Origin of the sequence: Ruminococcus flavefaciens (assembly GCF_900108555.1) — a bacterium.
Taxonomy (GTDB): domain Bacteria; phylum Bacillota; class Clostridia; order Oscillospirales; family Ruminococcaceae; genus Ruminococcus; species Ruminococcus flavefaciens_P.
In genome coordinates this window covers 64,396-85,260 of the sequence record NZ_FNWV01000012.1, presented here as the reverse complement: position 1 = coordinate 85,260, position 20,865 = coordinate 64,396, and the positions used below count along the sequence as shown (strand labels likewise).

Sequence of the window (20,865 nt, the reverse complement as noted above, 5' to 3'; positions counted from 1 at the left end):
GCACTGCGGAGCTGTCTAAAACACTCCGCACACGAGCAGGACGACAACGCACTTTTCTATCAGATAATGTGCGTGCTGCACGGTGACGATTTCAAATATGACGGCGCTGAACTTGTGACGGACCTTTCCGATGTTATTTTCTACGCAGACTTCTCACAGGTGTTTGACCGAGACGCATCGCACCCTTACTATGCACAGCTCCAAGAGAAGGCTGCGGCACTTTTCACGAACAGAGGTGTGGAGATAGACTTCGGCAACGGTATGCACAAGTACGTTGCGTTTGAGCGCTCCGCAAGCATGAGCAGAAATGCTGTGCTGTCATTTATCCGTGAGGACCTTTTCTGGAAGGTCACAGAGCGCATTCGCCTCGGCATGGAGATAACCAAGTGTCAGCTCAGCAAGCTGTACGCATACAACGGACTTATGCTCTCAGGCGGCATTCGTGTTGATGGAATAAACATCGACAAGCCGCACAGAGTTATCGTTGTGGATAATCAAAAACACACTGTTCACGACACAGATGTTATCACTGTTGAAGACGATGGCAGCGACAATGCCGTTCGGAAGTATCATCGTGTTGAGCACAGGGAGAGTGTGGATATTCTCGGTTATGACGGAGAGGGCATTATCTCCAAGGAGTTCGCCAAGGTCATCAATAAAAAGCTGAACGGCGAGCATACCTCGTTTCAGATACGACTGCCGTACATCAAGGGAATGCTGCATCAGATAGATATTCACGACTTTTTCAAGAGCGCAGGAGTTGTAACGCTCACCGACATCTGGGGAGTTGAGCACAAGGTTGCTGACGTTGATATTATCCTAACCAAGAGTATGTTCAAGGGCTACAGTTGGCTCTGCGATAACAATATGAGCTGGGAGGACTATTGGGACGCATTCCGCAGATACAGGCACGCTCTGTACATCTCTGGTGTAAGCAAAGACAGTCCGCAGAAGTTCACGGAACTGAACTATCAATTTCTTAACACACTTTCAATGGCATCGGACGAGTTCCGACCGCTTGACCTGCCGTTATCATTTCCTGTGAATGATAACCGTCATTGGCTCACCAAGGAAACTGAACGTGAATACCACAGGCTTTGCACTGACAGGGAGTACCGCCTGAGCTTTTTCGCAGGCAGGAAGTATAGTCGAGGAAGCAAAGACTACTATCTCAAAAAGATACTGGAGAAAAATCCGAAGTTCATTGCAGAGCCTGTTTATGCTGACAGATTGAAGTCACGGGCGCAGGCTGTTCTGAAACAATATGCTCTCGGACGTCTTATCGTTGCAGGTGACAATCGCTATCTTTCCGCAGACCTTCTCGGTTTCCTGAAAGATTTTATACCAAAAAAGGCAAAGCGAAACACAAGTCAGCGCAACTTCTACAATGGTGCGGTGCAGAGCGATTTTGAGAAGAATGCTTTCTATGCTCCGTCCATGGCATATTCGCACAGCGAGGAGTGTACGCTCCTGCGAAATCCGCACATTTCCCGAAACGAAGAGGTTCAGCTGCAAGTCTATCCCGATGTTGAGAATATGCGGAAGTATTATTTCAGTCACCTCACTGACGTGGTTATGGTGAACTGGGATTCGCTGACTGCGGAGCGTCTCGGCGGTGCGGACTTCGACGGAGATATGATAAAAACTATCTCGGATCCTATCGTAAATCGCTGTGTCAAGAGAAATTCAAGGGCTGATACTCCGCTGTTGAAAATACCAAGTGCTGAACCTGTTATCCGTGATGCCACCGACTGGCAGGCGCGTTTTGAAACGGTCAAGAGCGCGTTTTCTTCTCGCGTGGGACAGATATCCAACGCCGCGCTTAACAGAAGCATAATCGCATACAATGAGAACTCCGACGACGAGCTCCGCGACAAATGCCGCGAGGAGACGGAAACGCTTGCTATCCTCACAGGTCTGGAGATAGACTCAGCCAAGAGCGGAGTGAAGCCTGATCTTACGGAATATCTCGGCACTAAGACTGTCGCCAAGAGCAAGTTCTTGAAGTACAAAAGCCTTCTCGAAAAGAGTGAGGGACGCCGTGCATGGTACGAGCCGACCTTCGAGGAGCAGTTCGAGAAGTTCTTCGCTGATACCGATTGGAACAAGGTTGACTCCAATGTGGAGCGTCTGCCCTATCTTGCGTATATGCTGGGTAAGAATACGACTCCTGTGGTTGACAAGCCTGCCAATGACAGCGAACTGTTTACATTTGCAGAAGATGAAAAATGGAAGGACAAGCTGAACGGCGATAAAATGAGAAAGCTGTCTGCTATTATTACCGACTATGAACGGTGTCTGTCACGCATCAGAGCCTGCGGTCAGCCGATAAAGGACAGACAGCGCAGAGGCGACATTCAGCGCATACTGTACAGCCGCGGTCAGGATCGTGAATACGACGCAGATATGCTGTATACCCTTTTTCAGGGTATACCCGCCGAGAGGATAACTGCTATCAGGCAGGAGCTGCAGGCTAAGAACTGGCACTTGACGCCCAAGGAACAGCGTGAAGATTTTCTCGCAGACTTGATACCTGAGCTTGAACGGTATTATCCGCTTTTCAGTGACTTCCGTTTCGGAGGTTACCGTGTTCTCATTGACCTCATAGCTGACATTGACGATGAAAACAACCTCACGGACAGGAAACGGCTTATCCGCGACGATGATTCGCCTGAGTTCATACGGCTTATGGAGGCTTTTCTCAATAAATCCGTGAATGCGTACTACCGTGACGCAGTTGCTGGCGAGTGCCGAAAGCTGATAGAAGCCGTAATGAAGCCTGACGAAGCAGTCAGGTACATAGTTGCTCTGGGCAAAAGAAAAGTGCTCTTCGATCTGCTGTATGACAGGATCGAAAAGCACGTCAGGAGGGACAAATAATGCTGAACGAAATTGAAGAATTCAAGGCTTACACTAATAAGCCTGTGTACAAGTGCAGCGGCAAGCGTGACCTTTCCTTCCTCGGACGTTTCAGCTTTGAGATGATGAAGGACTTCACGGGTCTGAGCCGTGTGCTGACTATTATCGCTCGGGGGTATATGTTCAAAAATGGTACTCCCGATGTGAACTTTGCACGGCGAGCTCTCTGTGCGTGGTGCAGTATTCCAGACAAAAAAACTGCCGCTCCGAAGGAGGAGTGGCAGTTCAGGACTGATTTTTGCGATTTGCATGAGGAGTTTCCCGAATTGGTGGATAAAACAGGAAAAGGCTGGTTTTACAGGCACGTTCACAAGGTTGAAAGGTTCATCACAAAGAACAGTGAAAACATGAGCAAGACTACTCTCTCCAACGCTGAGCCGCTGAAAACTAAATTTGATGCTGCTTGGAGAGATAAGGTGAAGCAGTATCAGGTATCGCTTTACTCGCCCGAGACCAAGGGTGCGTGGGTGCTACGGTTTGATGATGTACTTGCGGACGCTCTGGAGCTCGGACCGCTGGCGGATAAGACTTTTGCTTTCTCTGATGATGAAAAAGAGCGTATAAAGACCCTGCTGCCTGACGGTCTACCTTATGAGGTTGCGGAAACTGTTATCGCTTACTGCATCGCCAACAAGCCCGATGATTCGGACTATGTTATCCTGCCTGTTTCCAACTTTGATGCTTACTTCGGAAATACCAGTTTCAGCCACAAGTGGCTCAATTTGTTCCCTGACACCTTACTTGAACGGGATAAGCAGAGCTTTGGGGTGTGTAGGGTGATGAGAGCTTTTGCCAGATACGGCACACTTTGAGAGGCAGTTTGAATGTCAATGTAAAAAATTATAATTAAGAGTAATTAATTTATATGATTAAAAAGTATAGCTTTGTCTGTGGAAGTTGAATAACCTTTGGAGAGAAGTATGTACGCATATGCTGGTAATATCTTGCTTTTTTGACATATATGAAGTATAATATATTATGTAGAAAAAAATATTTTTTATAAATAGGTTGTTTGATTGTTTTCAGTGTTTCTTTCTCTAAAACCAATTTGGATTATGGCTAAACATGCATATAAATTCTCATTAACAACCAACAGAGTCAATGCATTTAACATTAAAGGCGGTGCGTATGTCTAAAATCCTAATTATTACATATTCATATGACAAAACGGTAGACTACATTATGAAAAAATTCAATCATAAAGCAGATTTTTTTCGTTTCAATGTAGATCTATTTTCAGAATATAAGGTTACTATATCTGCTGTGAACTGGGAAATAGCACATGGTAATGATACTATATCCAAAGATACAACAACGAGTATTTATTACCGCAAGCCTGCTTTTCCAGACACAAGTGAGTTTGAGATTGAATATAGGCGAATGATAAACAGCGATATTCTGGCGATAATATATGGGTTATCGCAGCAGTTATTTCAACTGTTATATGGTATTCAAGTGCAAAAGCAAGAGAATTGAAAACAGGTGTACTGCTCTATATGTTCTGGGGAGCTTCTCTCATGTGGCTCGTTGATGCAGTCGTTGAGTATATAGAGGTAGGCGCAGAGTATTTTGAACCTGCTGCAAAGGATATGCTCAATGATGCTTTCCTCGGCATATCGGTAGTTGCACTTGCACTGGTTGTATGGGTAGTATATATCCTCATAAAAGATCCGAAGCACACAGTAAGAAATATCCTTGCTGAAAAAGTAAGAAAATAAAATGAAAACGGCAGCTTAACGCTGCCGTTTTTCTATAAAAGATCATATATAATACATCAGATCAGAACTTGAACTTTTCAGCTCATTAAATCTGTCTATCAGATCTTTTAATGTGAGTTTTTCGGAAAAACTGCAAAAATAATCATTTATTGGCTTCCATAAACATTCATTTATTGCAGTATTGGCTTCAGATATCAGATTATCATTAAAAACAGTCAATGAAAGGAGCGAATTATCAAGTGCGTTTACTATTTCATTAAGAGTAATCTTTGAAGGCTCTCGTGTTAAAGTGTAACCGCCGCCTGCTCCTTTTACACTGCTTATGATATTTGATTGTTTTAGCAGAGGAATGATCTGTTCAAGATACTTAGCAGAAATATCGTTTCTGTCTGCAATGGCATTGACTTTGACTACACGTTCATATTGCGAGTTTACGGCAATATCAATAAGTGCTATAATTCCACATTCTACTTTGGTTGAAACTTTCATTAATTCACCTCCGTTATCATATTCTAGTATTCCGATTTACATACTAAGTATACCATAAATCAAATATCATATCAAGTATTTGAGTTATAGATTATTTCTATAGCTTTATGCTTTTCAAAAAGGAAAAGCTCCCGAACAACAATAAATGCTGTTTGGGAGCTTTGTGTTGATTAACGCTTATCAGCAGTCTTTTTTTCTGCGGAATACGCCTGAAACATACATTGCTGCTGCGCCAAGGATTATAAGGATACCTGCTGCGGCTTTTGCTGCAGCTAAGCCGAGAGAGTTCATTCCTGTCTGAGGAAGATCTACAGCATTGCCCTTTTCATCAGTGCCTGTACCTGTGAAACGATCTATTTTGTACTCAGAACCGTCATCAAGATCTATGACAACTGTGCCGTCTGCTGAGCTTGCTGTATTGGATACCTTAACATTCTTGCCTGCTTTTTTGCTGCGGTCAGCTGCTGCCATATCTGCAAGCTGCTTATCACTATAGCATTTGATCTGGTCTATAGTTTTTTCACCGACATATGTCAGCACATCCGGCTGAGCAGACGATCTTGTAAGTGTTATCTCAGTATCGGAAAGAACTGCTACGGCAGCTACTTCTGTCTTATCACTTGAGGTAAGTTCTACTGTCTTTAAGCCGATCCAGTTATACTTGATCTTCTCCTCAGAACCGTCCTCAGTATTGATAACTGTGATATTGCCCTTGCCGTCTATGCTGTAGTATTTCAGACCGTCATCTGTACTGCAGCTCCAGAGGCCCGGAGTAAAGAGATCCTTTATCTCGGGAAGAGCCGTAAGGTCTATCTTGTTTCCGTTCATGTCAAAGCTTTCTCCGCCGATAGGATCAACTGTGAAGCCCTGACCGTCCATGAACTGTATCATGTATTTGTTATTTTCATCAAATGATGCAAATGCGATCTCAGGACGAATTCCCGATATACGTTCGCAGTAGTCTGCCGCCATTTTTTCCATATCTGCTATTGTATATATCTTAACATCATCAGCACTGTAATTCGGCTCATATGTAAGTTTATACTTGCTTCCGTCATCAAATGTTACAGATAATTTTGTGAGACTATCGTATGTAACATTTAAAGTCGCTTCATCGTCCTTGCCCTTGTTGCAGATTATAGAAGTATCATTGTATTCTGCTGTGCAGTTCCATTCTTCGCCTTCTTCAGCAGAGTATACAATTGCTTTGCCGTCTTTTTTGAAGATGACATAATAGTGCTTTGAACTGAGATCAATATCCTGTGTCACACGATATAAGCCATTTCTGATGTACACAAATTTAACAGGCTTGCCGTCAGGATCAACTGCTGTATTCTCAAATCTGTCGAAAGAGGAATACTCAGCGATAACGCTGCCGTCCTTATCCATAAGACGTACGATACCCATTCCGTCTTTATCGTATGTTACCTCAGCTGATTCAGCCTTGCTCTTGCTGTGTGCATTGTGGTATGCAGTTACGATAGCTTTCATTTCGGGTGTAGTGATGTGATCGGCAATGCCAATACCGTCGGAGCCTGCAAAGTACATCTTCTCGGTAACGCCGTCATTCCATGCGATCACTGCATTTTTCTTATCTGTAAAGGATATTTTTCCTGTTCGTGTCTCTGATGATTTTTCGTCGGAGATCTTCATAGTAACAGAATCGCCCTTCTGTTCAAATGTAAAGCTCTTCTCGGGAGCACCGCTCTGATAATAGATATTTCCTGCATTGCTGTTCAGGAAATCATAGTAAACATCGTTTTCTCCGCCGTTCTTTGCCCACCATAATCCTGTTTTAAGATGTGTGATATCACGGCCGTCCGACATGATCTCGGTAGTATTGAACGCCTTGTCCATAGCTGCTACAAGATACTCATCAAGGTCTGTAACATCGTATGTAACAGAAACACTTCCGTCTTCGCCAACATATTTGTATGCAGGAAGGATATCCGAGAAGTCATACGACTCAATGATATCCTTTTCATATGCGTCAGCTGTTCCCATGATCGCATTTATAATGAGAGAGTCTGATCTTACAGGATTTCTGAATTCCTCAGGTGTACCATAACTCGGGATATAAATTGCGCTTAATGTACGGTCGATGTCTTTCATCTCTGTGAGCTTCGGGCTTTCTGCCGTATACTCCCCTGCAATTCCTCCATTGCCCTTGCCCATTATATAAAGTCCGTCAATATTCTTATCTGTGGAAGTTATCTCAAGAAGTTTTCTGCCTTTTTCTTCCTTTGTTTTGAGTTCAAGTACAGGTGCTGTTTTATCTATCACGATAGGAACTTCATATTTCTGTGGGTTCTTATCTGCACCTTCATAGTTGATATATCCTTCAATCACGCCCTTGTATGTGCCGTCTGCAAGATCTCCGATCTTAGTTTCGGAAAAATAGATTATCGGCATATACGGAGGCAGCAGAGAGTCGTCATCTGATTCTGATACCAACTTGTTGTCCTTATCATAGATCTTAATGCCTGAAGTGTTTGCAGCTCTCAGCAGAGAATAGGATATTTCAAGCTGTTCAGCCATTCCGTCCTTATCAGGAGAGAGATATATGCTTTCATTCTTGCACTCTGCGAGTGTAGCATTGTATTCATCATCAAAATAATGCTGAATTGCAAACGGTGACATGGCTACTTCATCTGCCGCCTCAGCAGGAAGTCTTCCGAGCAGCTTGTATAAAGCTTCAACATTAGCTGCAAACGAATCAGAAGCAGGTAATGTTCCGTCACCTGTCTGTGTATAAAAGACATAAGGTTCAAGGTCCTTTGTACCATTATGGAAGATCGGCACCTGTGCCCAGTCTCCGTAAAATCCCAGTACAGGGACAGAGATATCGCAGCAGTTTTCTGCACCGCTGAGTATGAGATATCCCTCAACAAAGAAACCGTTGGGAAAGTTTGCGCTGTGTGCTTTAATATCGTCAGCTGAAAGCTGTGCGCTGACTGTTACTTTTCTGCTTTCCTGTGCTTTTGCCTTCAGAAGAGATGAAAGATCAGCTGTGACACCGATATTGCTTGCTCCGCTGATTGAAAGCTGTCCTGATTCGTCCCCTTCAGCCCCAGCACCGTCCTCAGCTGTCAGTACCAGCTTTGCTTCCTTGAATTCAACGTCCTGATCGGTGAAGTTATTGATATCAATATCAAAACTGAATTTATCCGTGATATTATCCTTCAATTCCACCTTGGCAAGACCGTCCTTGCCCGTGAGGATAACTCTGTCATTCAGCGCATTTTTCATATTCACAAGTCCTGCGCCCTGACGTCTCGGACTCTCATATACATCTCTGTTTGAGAAAAGTGCGGCAGAGTTCATCATAAGATTCTTGATGAATGCTGTCTTTTCAGCACCTGTGAGCTCCAAGCCGTTTTTCCTGAGATACTGATCGAATACAGCAGCACAGCCTGCAACATATGGTGAAGCCATAGAAGTACCGTCAAGCTGCATTATCTTGTTGTCATATGCGGCAGATGAAACTGCACCGCCGATACCTGCGATATCAGGCTTGAGCGTAAGATCTTCTGCAGGTCCGAAAGAGCTGAATTCGCTGATGCCGCCGTCAAGCGGAGTAGCTATGCTTAATGTACTGTCCAAGCGTATCTTTTTGGACTCAGCCTCTTTCATCTTATTTCCGTCATTCATTGAGATAAACACAGACGGGAAGTAAAATTCGTCCATTGCCATTGTAGCGAGGCTGTCTTCTTCAATGTTGTTGCATACGACCATTGCAATAGCTCCTGCCTGCTGAGCATTGACTGCCTTTTCCACGAAGCTTAAAGTTCCTCTGTCGATAAGAGCTATCTTTCCTTCGACATCTTTACCCTCAAAATCCTCGGGCGCACCAATGCCGCAGTATACATATTCATATACCTCATCGCTCAGATAATCGCTGAGTTTACTGTTGTCGCACTCATTGAAGGCGATCTCATCATCAATGCCTTCTATCATGAAACACGGAACACGGCAGACAGAGTTATTGGCGGAAGCAACACATAATGCCTCCTTAAATCCTGACGGCTCGCCAATTGTATGAGTATCGGGTGATGATGTATCTATATCACAGTACTCTCCATGTCCGTTAATGTTATTGCTGTCGTTGCCTGCTGCTGTAACTACTACGATACCTGCATTATCGAGGGCTGCAATAGTATTCCTGTAAGGCTCATTTTCAGGATCAGCCAAAGCACTTCCGAAACTGAGATTGATAACATCAGCTTTGAGCTTTGCAGCATCTTCCAGAGCTGCAAGGACTGCATCTGAATCAACCGCACTGACAGACATTCCGCTTATCTCATCAAAATGCATCTGTTTGAATACCTTCATCATTACGAGCTGAGCGTCTTTTGCAATACCTGAGAGTTCTGCGCCATTGTCATCACTTATCTTATCGCCTGCTGCAATACCTGCAACGTGAGTACCGTGATATTCCTTCATATCAGCGTATTCATACGGTGTATCATCGGCATAGTCAATTACATACGGCAGCTTACTGCTGATATATGCCTTATCGGGATCGATCTTTACATTAAGATCATCTGATACGGCGATTATATCGTCCTTTGTGAGTTTGTTCTCCTTTTCATCTATGGGAGCAAACATACTATGAGTGACATCAAATTCAGAGTCCAGAACAGCTATGACCTCGCCCTCTCCGTAGTAACCTGTCGTCTCTCCGAAATAGTTGACTTCGCTGAGTTCGGGTGCTGTGTAGAGCTGAGGCTTGATCGTGTTCACAGTCTTGACCTTTGTTACGCTTTCTACCCAGCGGCATGACCTTGCTTGATCCAGAAGATTTTCAGGCAGCTTGCACGAAAAGCCGTTCATGAGAACGTTATAGTGATAGCCAACCTCAAGATCAGGATAGAGGGTCCTGAGTGAGGCTTCTGCTTCACTGCTTATCTGACGGAGCGCCTCAGCCTTTTCATCTGACTCGGCAGTATCAAGGAAATCCGTTCCCTGTTCTGCTGCTTCTTCTCCTGAAAGCAAAGCTTCTCCGCTGAGACTGATTATGACAGAGACGAGATCATCGGATTGCACTGCTTCGTATTCAGACGCTGCTAATGCAGCTGAAAGTCCGCAGTTAAGTACTGATGCTCCGCCGATCATCGCAGCAGCTGTCATGCTTAACAAATGGCGTGTAATGTTCTTCATTTTATCATCGATCCTTTCTGATTAAAATGCTGTAGTAAATACAGTGTTTACGTAAGTTGAATTTGTGAATTACATAAGCGTGTCCTCCTTTGAAAATGTACTATGTAGTTGATAAAACATTATCTGAGATATGTTTATACATCTTTAACTAATATCCGATCATTCCGTATCTATGCCTGTTTGTACTGTGTCCTGCAGGTCTACGGGTTTAAAATGATAGTATTCGATACCGAGTTCGTATTCAGTATCTTCGCCCTGTTTTTTCAGCATTATCTTGTTCTTATCGGTATTATAATATTCGGTGAAATCATCACAGCTATCCAGCTCGATATTTGCCGCTTTTTCAAAAGCTTCAAGATCATTAAGGAACTCTCCACACTCCAATACGCCTTTATTTACCCTGTATATCTTCACATGATTATTCATGTTCTCCTGATCTTCACTCCACTGATAATTACATACCACCTCAGGTGCAGAGTCATTTTCAAGATCAGCAAGGAATACGGAAGTCTTATCTTTATATCCTGTAAATTCTACGAATTTCTCTCCTGTAACATCATTGATAAAATAAGTATTCTCTATATCGGAAGTAACGCTTTCCTTACTGATATGCCAATTTTTAACGCCAAGCAAATACCCGGTATTATCCCTAATATAATACGGATAGAGAAATGCGGGACTGAATGAATAATCCTCTATTCCGAGTTCATACTCTGTATCAATGTAGCTGCTTTTAAAAATAAACTTATTCTTTTCGGGAGAATATTCATCTGAAAAATCTACATAAGAAGATAAACTGATATCATGTTCTTCTAAAATATGCTCATAATTATTAATAATTTTTCCTGCCTCAAGCATTCCGTCTCTGAGTCTGTACACTGCAGCGTGATTATTATTCTCTCCGTAGACTACTGCCCTAATATGATTACAGATCATCTCATCAGTTCCGTCATTATCAAGATCTACGAGATAAGCATATTTTTCACCTGATTTTATTTCAGAATAAGCAAATTCATTGCCTGTATCATCGTCTATGAATGTGATCCTCACAGAATTGTCATATTCATAGATATCCTCTTTTTCAATATGCCAGTTGCTGATACCGAGAATAGTACCTTTATAATCATCGGTTACTGATATAGCCGCATATGAATTTTCAACGCTGCCTGACATAGTATCGGTTTCCGAAATATCATCTGTATTTTTGTAGTTTTCCAGCTGAGAATTAAAATATACACCGCCCGTTACAACTATTGCAGCTGCTGCCAAAGGCAGAGCAACAGAACATACCTTTCTCCACACAGGACGGTGATACGGCTCAATATTATGTACCTGTACGTCCTCATAATAGTCTGCATCATTTTCTATACGTCTGAATATCTTTTCAGCCTCTTTATCATCTACTGCCTTGTATTTACGCGAAAGTACTTCAAGCGTTTTCATATCACAGTTTTCAAGGATTCTAAGATCTAATTTCCTGTTCATAAATAACTCTCCTTCAAATCACTATTTCATTGTCCGAAAGTAATCTGCGCAGCTTTTTCAAAGCCCTGCTGTTGCGAACTCTTATCATTGCAGGTGAAAGTGAAACAAATCCTGATATTTCAAATGAGCTCCGTCCGTAGTAATACTTCTGTATTATTATAGTTGAATCGGGTTCGCCGAGACTGTCTATAAGTTTCAATAGCGTTTGGCGTATTTCTTCTTTTTCAGCGGATTCGGATATATTTTCATTTGACGGAAAAGCATTGGTATTCTCATCATCCAATGAAATGCTGTTTTTGTTTTTGCAAAGCTTATGGTAGTATGCTGCGGATCTCCTCAACGCTACAGTTGAGATAAATCCCTTGATATCATCGTTTTGATTTGGTTTATATTCATATGAATCAAATACATCTTTAAAAATGTCACTTACACATTCATCTACATCTTCGAGGCTGCCGCAGCTTCGCAATCGGTTGAATGCAATTGTATAAACGTAGTTGAGATATTCGTCGAATAAAATGCGCTGAGCTTTACTTTTATCAGTTACTAAAAGATCACGGTACTCGCTTTGCTTCAATATTTGTTTCCTCCTTTCGCATTTCGTAAAAAAGCATTCATTATATATATTTACATTATAACATAAAAGTGTAGCATATAAAAATATATTTTTATTATTTAACCAAATATTTGTTAAATTTTTCCAATTGTAAGAAAGCGAAAACAGAAATCTCATATTTACCCGATACCAAATAAAGTTTAAGTCTTTATTTTTAGCACTAATGTTAAATAAACGATCATCAGTGCTTATTATTTAACGTAAATACGTTGTTTTGTTTTACGCTCATTAGCACAAAAGCATCATGTTTATTAAGTAACATATATAATTATAGTCAAAATAATTGCACCGAAGCATTTTTTGACCAACAGTAATCATTATAATACCATTATTATTTAGATACAGTAAACATATTGCTATACGGGTAATCATTTATTGCTGTTTTTTGACCAAAAGTTGCTTTTATAGCCATATCATCTTTACTTTCCATGTATTTTAATGTATATTAAAGTCAGCGATAACTTACAGCACACACAAATAAATTTATATATTTTTGTGCATTATTCCTTGCGTTTTGTCTAAGGAGGGATCATAATTTCACAAAGTGCAAGCCATTATCCGGAGAGGAAATTTAATTAAATAATCAGGAGGGAAATAATGACTAAGCAAAGATGTTCAAAAAGTTCAAAGAGTATCTCTTTAAAGCTGGTAAAGATCTTTACTGCCATAACTCTTGCATTTTCTTCATTCGTCACTTCCATGCTCCCCTTTTCATTATCAAATACTTCAGCAGCATACGATAAGATCAAAATAATGCCGCTCGGCGATTCCATAACCTACGGAATGGCTGATGAGGGAGGCTACAGAAAGTACCTCAGTTACTTCCTTCAGCAGAACGGATACAGCAATGTTGACCTTGTCGGTCCTGAGGGAAAGGACAGTGCCGCCTTCAATTATAATGGTAAGAGCGTGACTTATGACGATAATCATGCAGGCTACAGCGGCTATACGATCGTTAATATGCAAGGCGGCTGGATGGGACAGCTGAATGGTATCCTCGAAACAATGCAGGGCGGAGATTACATTAAAAAGTATTCTCCCGACATTATCCTGCTCCAGATCGGTACTAACGATGTCAATAACGGACACGTTACTGACTCGGAGGAGCATCTTCACACACTTCTCGACTATCTCAGAGAGAAAATGCCGACTGACGGAAAAATATTCCTGACGACAATTCCCGACCTCGGCAATTCGGGCTGGGGCAACAACAGCAGTAAAAACGGTGATATCGCAAAGTATAACGAACTCGTGAAGAAAGTTGCAAACGAATACAGCAGCAAAAACGTTATATTTGCAGATATCCACAGCGTAATAGACGGAACGAAAGACCTTGCGGACGGAGTTCACCCCAACGCAGGCGGCTATGAAAAAATGGGCAAATACTGGTTCGATACGATCAAGCCATATCTAAACGGCACAGTTACAACTACTCCTGAAGAGCCCACAGAGCCCACACCGAGCAATACGGAGATCATACGCGGAGACGTTAATTCAGACGGAGTTATCGACTCTCTTGATCTTGTAAGGATAAGAAAGGCTGCTCTTGCAGAAAAACCCGACTCGGACGCTCTCAGCCGCGGAGATATCGACGGCGACAAGGATATCGACAAGGACGACATAAAGCTCCTGTCGGATTATATCCTCGGAAATATCAAAGAGTTCCCGACTGTAACGGCATCTTCATCTCCTCAGAAGGAATATCCTAAGAGTTATGACTTTCCTGCCGTAAATCAATTAAAGAGTTCAAAAGACGTTCCCGATCCTTTCATATTCATGGACGGCTCAAAGGTAGAGTCTGCGGACGACTGGTGGAAGCGTCAGAGCGAAATAAGCTGTATGTATGAATACTATATGTATGGCAAGTGGATAGACGGCTCTGATGACGAAACTACTTACAGCATAAACGGCAATAGCATGACTATCAACGTTAAGCGCAAGAGTACAGGCAAGACAGCTTCATTCAAGGCAGTTATAAATCTTCCTAAGAATGTTCGCCATGAAGGCGGAGCTCCTGTTATTCTTGGTATGCACAAGGGTATTTCTGAAAGCACAGCAACTTCAAATGGCTATGCAGTGATCACATACGATAGTGACGGAATGTTCAGCGCTCCGGGAACTGCACAGGACAACAACCAGCATAAGGGTGCTTTCTATGATCTCTATCCTTATGGAAGGAACTGGGACGAGCAGACTGGTGATCTTATGGCATGGTCATGGGGAATCGGCAGGATACTCGACGCTCTTTACAATGGAGCCGCAAAGGAACTGAACATCAATCCTGACAGCTCTATCGTTACAGGTGTTTCAAGATACGGTAAAGCCGCTTCTGTCTGCGGAGCATTTGATACACGTATCAAGATGTGTGCTCCTTCATGCTCTGGTGCAGGCGGTCTGGCACTGTATCGCTACAGCTCCGTCGGAAAGACCTATGACTTCTCCAGCAAGGGCGGATCTTCATCTTATACATACAAGGAGAACGAGCCCCTCGGAAGCTTACAGGCTTCAGGCGAGCAGGGCTGGTTCAACGGAAGATTCATGGAGTTCAGAAATGCCGAACAGTTCCCAATGGATCAGCATATGCTGGGATCTCTCTGCTGTGATCCTAACAGATATCTGTTTATAATCGGCTCATGCGAGAGCGAAGACTGGGTAAATGCTCCGTCAGTATGGATGGCTTACCTCGGTATGAAGCACGTATGGGATTATGTTGGGCTCAGCGATCATCTTGCTATAAATATCCATAAATCAGGTCACGCAGTCATAGCAGAAGACGTCGAGAAAATGGTACAGTATTTCGATTATCACGTATACGGCATAGAGCCTAAGATGAACCTTGATGAGCTTAAAACATCTGTCTTTGACCTTCCAAAAAACAAGGACTCTTATCAGGATACGTTCACATCAAAGTGGCTGTATTGAGGTCACATTAATTAAGGCAATATCAGAAAAAATGATCTGCACTTTTTGATTTTTAAAATTTACTTTTTGGGTTTTAAGTAAGGGACAAATCAAAATATAAAAACGGCACTCTCGAATGATCGAAAGTGCCGTTTTTTGTTCATCATTTATGTATTGTAAAGCATGATAAGCTATGATATAATAGTTAAAAATAAATAATTTTTATTTCTGCTTTGACTTTTCCGTAAAAAATGGTACTAATAAGTAAAGGATCAAATTCCACCCCTGAGAGGAGGGTTCCCGTATGGATAACGGTGAAAGTAGCTACCGCCGTTTCCTTGCGGGCGACAATGAGGGAATGCGCGAGATAGTATGCGAATACAGAACAGGTCTCATGCTCTATCTGAACAGCTTTGTCCAGAATATTCACACGGCTGAGGAGCTGACAGAGGACACTTTTTTTGAACTTATGACAAAGCGTCCTAAGTTCTCGGGAAAAAGCTCTTTCAAAACATGGCTGTACGCTATAGGGCGTAATACTACCGCTAAATATCTCAGAAAACACAAAAAGCTCAGTGTCGTTCCGCTGGAATCACAGGAATATCTTGCTGATGCAAAAAACGTCGAAAGCGATCACATAAAAGCCGAACAGAAACGCAAGGTGCATCAGGCTTTGCACCGATTGAAACTTGAATACCGTCAGGTACTGTATCTTGTCCATTTAGAAGGATTCAGCAATGGTGAAGCTGCCATAATAATGAAAAAATCAGACAGGCAGATAAAAGCTTTACTGTATAACGCTAAAAAAGCGTTAAGATCCGAATTGGAAAGGAGTGGCTTTGAGTATGAAGAATAATGATGAGATGTATCAGAGCTTGCTTTCCAGATATGACGAATATCAAGAGAAGAAGAAAAAACGGACACTATTGATAAAGCGCACTGTCCCCGTCTTAGCCGCCTTCGTGCTGGTCGTTGGCATAGGACTGAGCTGCTGGAAGCATTTTGGCAATATGAATTCTATCCCAATGGTATCCGAAACTATAGACGAATCTATAATAACCGTGACTACCAACGCTGACAATGTAACTACTGAGGTCACGACGCAGGAGCAGTCAGAAACTCAGACAAGCAGTAAAAATGTGACTGTTACTACAGCTGTAACTGCTTCAAAAACTACAGCAACAGCAGATAAAGTGCAAACAACAACTATTGCTGCACCTATAGCAACAAATCGCAGTACTGCACCGACAACTGCAAAGACTACAGCTATAAAAACGTCAAAAACAACTAAGACGACTGTAACTGTTACGCATACACAGCCTGCAACTTCAACCACAGATGATGCACAAAAGGAAAAACCGTCAAATTCTACTACTACAGATATTATACAAGAAGGTCCCGGCGTTGCAACAACTTCTTCATCAGTTGTTAACCCCGAACCGAGCTTTAATGCTCAGCCGATCATTTTTAATAGTGCTGACGAAGCTATAGATACCATTAAGCAGAATGATGTCTCCTCATATGCCGAGGAATATCGCAATGCCTACCGAAAAATGTTCGACAGGTTAAATAATGACGGTGTTGTTTATCGTCCTGTAACAGATAATACAGACGAATTAGAGCAAAAAGATACTGTTATTCTTCTGCCGAATGCTGCATATGAAGACACAGGTATCATGTACAAGGTGGTTTACAACGGAAATACGTATCAGGTATCATTCAGATATGCCGATACTTCTGTTATAAAAAGTCCATACAACGTTCCAAAGTATCTCTACGACCGATTTAAGCGATCGATACATGATGAAGTCGTTGTGGGACATCAGACCTATAGCATAATTTATTCAAGCGATCAAAGTCAGGTAAGCGCAGCATTTTTCATTGACGAAGAACACTATTTTTACACTTCCGCATATACCACAAAAGATGAGCTTATCGCATTTTTAGAGCTGCTTGATTACGAAAGCGTAATTCTATAAATGAAAGGTATGAGGTGATCTTATGAAAAAGAAATTTATGTCGATAATGCTTGCAGCGACCTGCCTTGCATCAGCTTCACTGTCAGACGGAATAGCTGCATATGCTGCCGACAGTACTGCATCAGCTGTTACAGTCAAAGGCGATGCCAACTGCGACGGAGAAGTTGATATGTCCGATATCGTGCTCATTATGCAGGCTCTTGCAAATCCAAACAAGTACGGTGAAAGCGGTACAGCAGAAAGCCACCTTACTGCACAGGGCAAGGTAAACGCGGATATGGACGGTGACGGACTTACAGTAGGCGATGCACAGGCAATACAGAAGATGCTGCTTGGTATAACCGACTCTACAGTTAGCAGTAAACCTTTGCCTACACAGAGGATAGTATTGAACTATGAGTCCTTCTGCAAGCCTGGTGAAACGCTCAAAGTCGATGCTGCAATGGGTGACAGCTACTCATATCATGAAGAATGCGGCGGCTATCCGACTTTCGATACTCCCGGTCACGCCGAATACGGAATAAACGCCTGCGATCTCGGTACATATAAGAAAATAGATAATTCCCCGCTTATCATAAACGGAGAAAAAAGCGAATACAAAAAAGTGTATACAAAAGATGATATGAAATCCCTTGATATCAGCCGTAAATACGATGACTATGCTTCATATCATCACGAAACTGCCGAGATAGATTTCTCCAATTATGAAATAGGCAGCTCGGGAAACATAGACTTCCATTTCTATTGGATCTATGATGAAAAAAATCCATATGATGCATCAAGTAAATATTCTGGAATGAGTACAATAATCGGCTTCTATGTAGGTGAAAAGGCAATTGCTATCGGCGCAAGTGCTGATGATGCAAAGCTCAGATATATCGCTGAATACGGTGCTCAGTCCGATGTACAGTCCTCTCTTGGCGATATCGTATCAATAAGGACTCCTTACGATCCTGCTATGAGCAATTGGTCGGGTATCGGCATTTTACTGGAATTTGATTCTCCCGAATATGATATTTCCCTCGAAGCCGCTGACGGTCACTTCACATACTGGGATACAAAAGCAGGAAGCGGACCTATAAAAAATATGGGCACAACATATGAAATAGGCAAAAACGGCTATATTTTCTGGACTCCCGATGACCTACGCTATCCCGAGAACTATGAAACAGCGATAACTGTTAAGGGCACAAATGGCGATAAGTCCGTTGAGCTTGGCAAGATATATGTAACTCAGGGCGAAGGCTCAAAGCTTACTGCTTCACTTGAAATGCCTGATACCTCTCCCCTTACTCCCGTGACTCAGCCTATCGGAGTAAAAAGCCTTAATGACGCTGTCATTACTATCGCCAATTATGATCTAAAGGATTATGATGAACACTACCATGACAGCTATAAGCAGATGTTCGCAAGCTTCAAAAATGAGGGATATATCTATCATTTCACAGAAAAATACGGTGCTGAAAAAATACAGCTGAACGGAATGACTCTTATGCCGCGCATGAGTTATGAGGACATCGGCATAATTTATAATGTGAACTATAAGGGCAAGAAATACCAGATATGCTACTATCTGAATGACTCAGATTATGCTTCGGCAAGCTTTAGGGAATACTTTGACAGCAGACTGGGCTTCAAGGTCGCAAAAACTATTGATGATATGTACATTATCCTTGATAACGGCAAAAACGATATAAGTGCATTTTTCAGCATTGACAGCAGTCATTACTGCAAGGTAAGAACATTCGATACCGAAGCTGATCTTACAGGTCTGCTCAATGTTTTAGACTGCGAAAAGGTAAGCCTTGAAAAAGATATTACTCCTTCCGAGCCTACGACAATAGGCTTCAACAGCTATGAGGAATATACAAAATATATCGAGGAAAACGACCTTGCAAACACGATAGTTACCTATGATCAGCTCACTCAGTACGGAAAGTTCGTTCAGTTCTCCATAAACAGTCACTGGATGTACGATAACACTTTCTCACTTTTCTACATATTTAATGATGGTTCAGGAAAGACCTATGATTTGATAATAAATGATCGTCCGCATTATTCAGAAGATTACCTGGCTTATCAAAAGCTTACAGATGTTCAGATCAACAAATCAGATATGAGAAATGCCGATACAGATGCAGATAATGCATATTATGAATTTGACGACAAATTATACATTTATACAAAAGGCAAACTTTCTCAGATAAAGTGGTTCGATGACAAGCACGTTTATATACTCACAGGTAATCCATTGCTTGCCGATTATCCAAATGTGAATAACACTTATATGGCTAAGCTGCTTGACCTCAATTCATCTGATATCGACAACTCCGAATATCTTATCGGAAATGAAAGCGTAAGCAGTGCTGCTTCTACAACTCAGAAGCTCGTGCTGAACTGCAATTCTTTCTGCGAAAAGGGCGAAGTTCTCGCAGTCGATATGGCTATGGGAGATATCTTATCACGCCAGAAGTATTCCGATTATGATTCCGAGGGCTATCCAAATTCAGGACATCACGAATACAGCATCATGGCTACCGAAAACTATAAAAAAATCGACGATGAGAGACTACTCATAAACGGTGAAAAAAGCGAGTACACCAAAGAGTTCACAAAGGAAGATATGAGGACACTTGATATCAGCCCTAATATCGGCTGTTACGACCTTTATTACCACGAAACAGCTGAGATAGACTTCTCCGACTACGAAACAGGAAGCACAGGCTGTATCACATTCAGATTTGGCTGGAAAGCAGACGAAGAAAACTCGCTTAATACCCCAAGTGATTTCACAGGCATGGAGCAGACAATGTATTTCTATGTAGGTGAGAACGGTGTCGGTATCAGCAATAACGGCCGGGAAGCTGCACAGATAGCTTATGAGGCTAAATCCGATGATGACATCATGTTCTATGACTCCATATATGTTAAATGGAACGGCAAGGAAGTAATGTCAAACCTGTATGAAAAGCTCCGCAAGCCAAGTGATGAAGTGCTCGCGATAAACTTCAAGCTTTCAATGAGCCCTGACTATAACTTTGTATATAAAGGCAAAAAATTATCGGAGTACGCAAACGCTAATAACAGTGAGTACATGACAAAGCTCCGTGATCTTATGGGATACGGCCCTACACTGAAATACGGCGAAATGGTCTACACAACAGGTGCTCCAAACGGCATGAAATGGACTCAGGAATGGTATGAGGACAGAGTTGAATACTTCGGTGAAGAGCTCCTTTCAAAGTATATCGTTGACGGAGAATTCCTTGAGGAAGAGCTCAGACTCGATATCAACGAATTGATGAAAGAAAACCGTATCGCAAATGACGAAGCTGAAAAGGCTTATTACAGGTACATAGCCAATGAAGCCGTAAAGCAGCTCGATAAGCAGGGTATCAGATATGAGTACATGAACGACCCGAAGCGTCTTGTGATCTATGTAACTTCGGAAGAATTCAAGGCACTTTCACTTGATAATGTTGCAAGGTACGGACTTGATATTTCCGTAGCTAACGGCTTGGGTGTTGACGCAATAACCTGAAAACTGTATTACGATCGCATACTAAAAACTTATATTACCCAAAACGGCAGCGAGGAT

General features: G+C 42.1%; 12 protein-coding genes. 8 read left to right on the top strand and 4 right to left on the bottom strand.

Translation table 11 applies throughout. The features are described from left to right. From BLW60_RS13785 to BLW60_RS13770, 4 genes are all read left to right on the top strand, one after another. Positions 1–2,880: RNA dependent RNA polymerase (locus BLW60_RS13785; protein ID WP_242872888.1), on the top strand; the 2,880-nt coding region annotated here is incomplete at its 5' end. Continuing rightward, a complete protein-coding gene (locus BLW60_RS13780; RefSeq protein ID WP_074718373.1) occupies positions 2,880–3,731 on the top strand; it encodes a hypothetical protein in 852 nt (283 codons plus the stop codon). The genes BLW60_RS13785 and BLW60_RS13780, both read left to right, overlap by 1 nt. A 370-nt stretch (positions 3,732–4,101) precedes the next feature. After that, complete coding sequence (locus BLW60_RS13775; RefSeq protein WP_139283429.1) at positions 4,102–4,395, top strand: hypothetical protein; 294 nt, start codon at positions 4,102–4,104, stop codon at positions 4,393–4,395. After that, entirely contained in the window at positions 4,392–4,637 is a 246-nt protein-coding gene (locus BLW60_RS13770) for a hypothetical protein (protein ID WP_347496696.1), read from the top strand. Before BLW60_RS13775 ends, BLW60_RS13770 begins: the two co-directional genes overlap by 4 nt. A 42-nt stretch (positions 4,638–4,679) precedes the next feature. Here the strand turns inward: BLW60_RS13770 and BLW60_RS13765 are convergent, their stop codons facing one another. The 4 genes from BLW60_RS13765 to BLW60_RS13750 all read right to left on the bottom strand — a co-directional run bounded on the left by BLW60_RS13765 (position 4,680) and on the right by BLW60_RS13750 (position 12,348). Next, positions 4,680–5,126, bottom strand: coding sequence for an Rrf2 family transcriptional regulator (locus tag BLW60_RS13765; RefSeq protein WP_074718367.1), 447 nt, complete (start codon positions 5,124–5,126; stop codon positions 4,680–4,682). Between the two features lie 180 nt (positions 5,127–5,306). After that, a complete protein-coding gene (locus BLW60_RS13760) occupies positions 5,307–10,286 on the bottom strand; it encodes a S8 family serine peptidase (RefSeq protein ID WP_074718365.1) in 4,980 nt (1,659 codons plus the stop codon). A 159-nt stretch (positions 10,287–10,445) separates the two neighbouring features. Further along, entirely contained in the window at positions 10,446–11,771 is a 1,326-nt protein-coding gene (locus BLW60_RS13755) for a hypothetical protein (protein ID WP_074718363.1), read from the bottom strand. A gap of 13 nt (positions 11,772–11,784) precedes the next feature. Further along, complete coding sequence (locus tag BLW60_RS13750) at positions 11,785–12,348, bottom strand: RNA polymerase sigma factor (RefSeq protein WP_074718361.1); 564 nt, start codon at positions 12,346–12,348, stop codon at positions 11,785–11,787. Positions 12,349–12,984: 636 nt separating this feature from the next. On the opposite strand from BLW60_RS13750, the gene BLW60_RS13745 reads away from it, so the two are divergent. From BLW60_RS13745 to BLW60_RS13730, 4 genes are all read left to right on the top strand, one after another. Then, complete coding sequence (locus BLW60_RS13745) at positions 12,985–15,309, top strand: glucuronyl esterase domain-containing protein (RefSeq protein WP_074718359.1); 2,325 nt, start codon at positions 12,985–12,987, stop codon at positions 15,307–15,309. Positions 15,310–15,592: 283 nt separating this feature from the next. Next, positions 15,593–16,144, top strand: a complete 552-nt coding sequence (locus BLW60_RS13740) for an RNA polymerase sigma factor (protein ID WP_074718357.1) — start codon at positions 15,593–15,595, stop codon at positions 16,142–16,144. Next, positions 16,134–17,267, top strand: coding sequence for a hypothetical protein (locus BLW60_RS13735; RefSeq protein ID WP_074718355.1), 1,134 nt, complete (start codon positions 16,134–16,136; stop codon positions 17,265–17,267). Before BLW60_RS13740 ends, BLW60_RS13735 begins: the two co-directional genes overlap by 11 nt. Before the next feature lie 22 nt (positions 17,268–17,289). Further along, a complete protein-coding gene (locus BLW60_RS13730; RefSeq protein ID WP_074718353.1) occupies positions 17,290–20,808 on the top strand; it encodes a dockerin type I repeat-containing protein in 3,519 nt (1,172 codons plus the stop codon). The last annotated feature ends 57 nt before the right edge of the window (positions 20,809–20,865 follow it).

Coding starts and splice junctions, on each gene's coding strand:
- BLW60_RS13780 (WP_074718373.1), top strand. CDS start 2,880: ATGCTGAACGAAATTGAAGAATTCAAGGCTTACACTAATAAGCCTGTG.
- BLW60_RS13775 (WP_139283429.1), top strand. CDS start 4,102: ATGAAAAAATTCAATCATAAAGCAGATTTTTTTCGTTTCAATGTAGAT.
- BLW60_RS13765 (WP_074718367.1), bottom strand. CDS start 5,126: ATGAAAGTTTCAACCAAAGTAGAATGTGGAATTATAGCACTTATTGAT.
- BLW60_RS13760 (WP_074718365.1), bottom strand. CDS start 10,286: ATGAAGAACATTACACGCCATTTGTTAAGCATGACAGCTGCTGCGATG.
- BLW60_RS13755 (WP_074718363.1), bottom strand. CDS start 11,771: ATGAACAGGAAATTAGATCTTAGAATCCTTGAAAACTGTGATATGAAA.
- BLW60_RS13745 (WP_074718359.1), top strand. CDS start 12,985: ATGACTAAGCAAAGATGTTCAAAAAGTTCAAAGAGTATCTCTTTAAAG.
- BLW60_RS13740 (WP_074718357.1), top strand. CDS start 15,593: ATGGATAACGGTGAAAGTAGCTACCGCCGTTTCCTTGCGGGCGACAAT.
- BLW60_RS13735 (WP_074718355.1), top strand. CDS start 16,134: ATGAAGAATAATGATGAGATGTATCAGAGCTTGCTTTCCAGATATGAC.
- BLW60_RS13730 (WP_074718353.1), top strand. CDS start 17,290: ATGAAAAAGAAATTTATGTCGATAATGCTTGCAGCGACCTGCCTTGCA.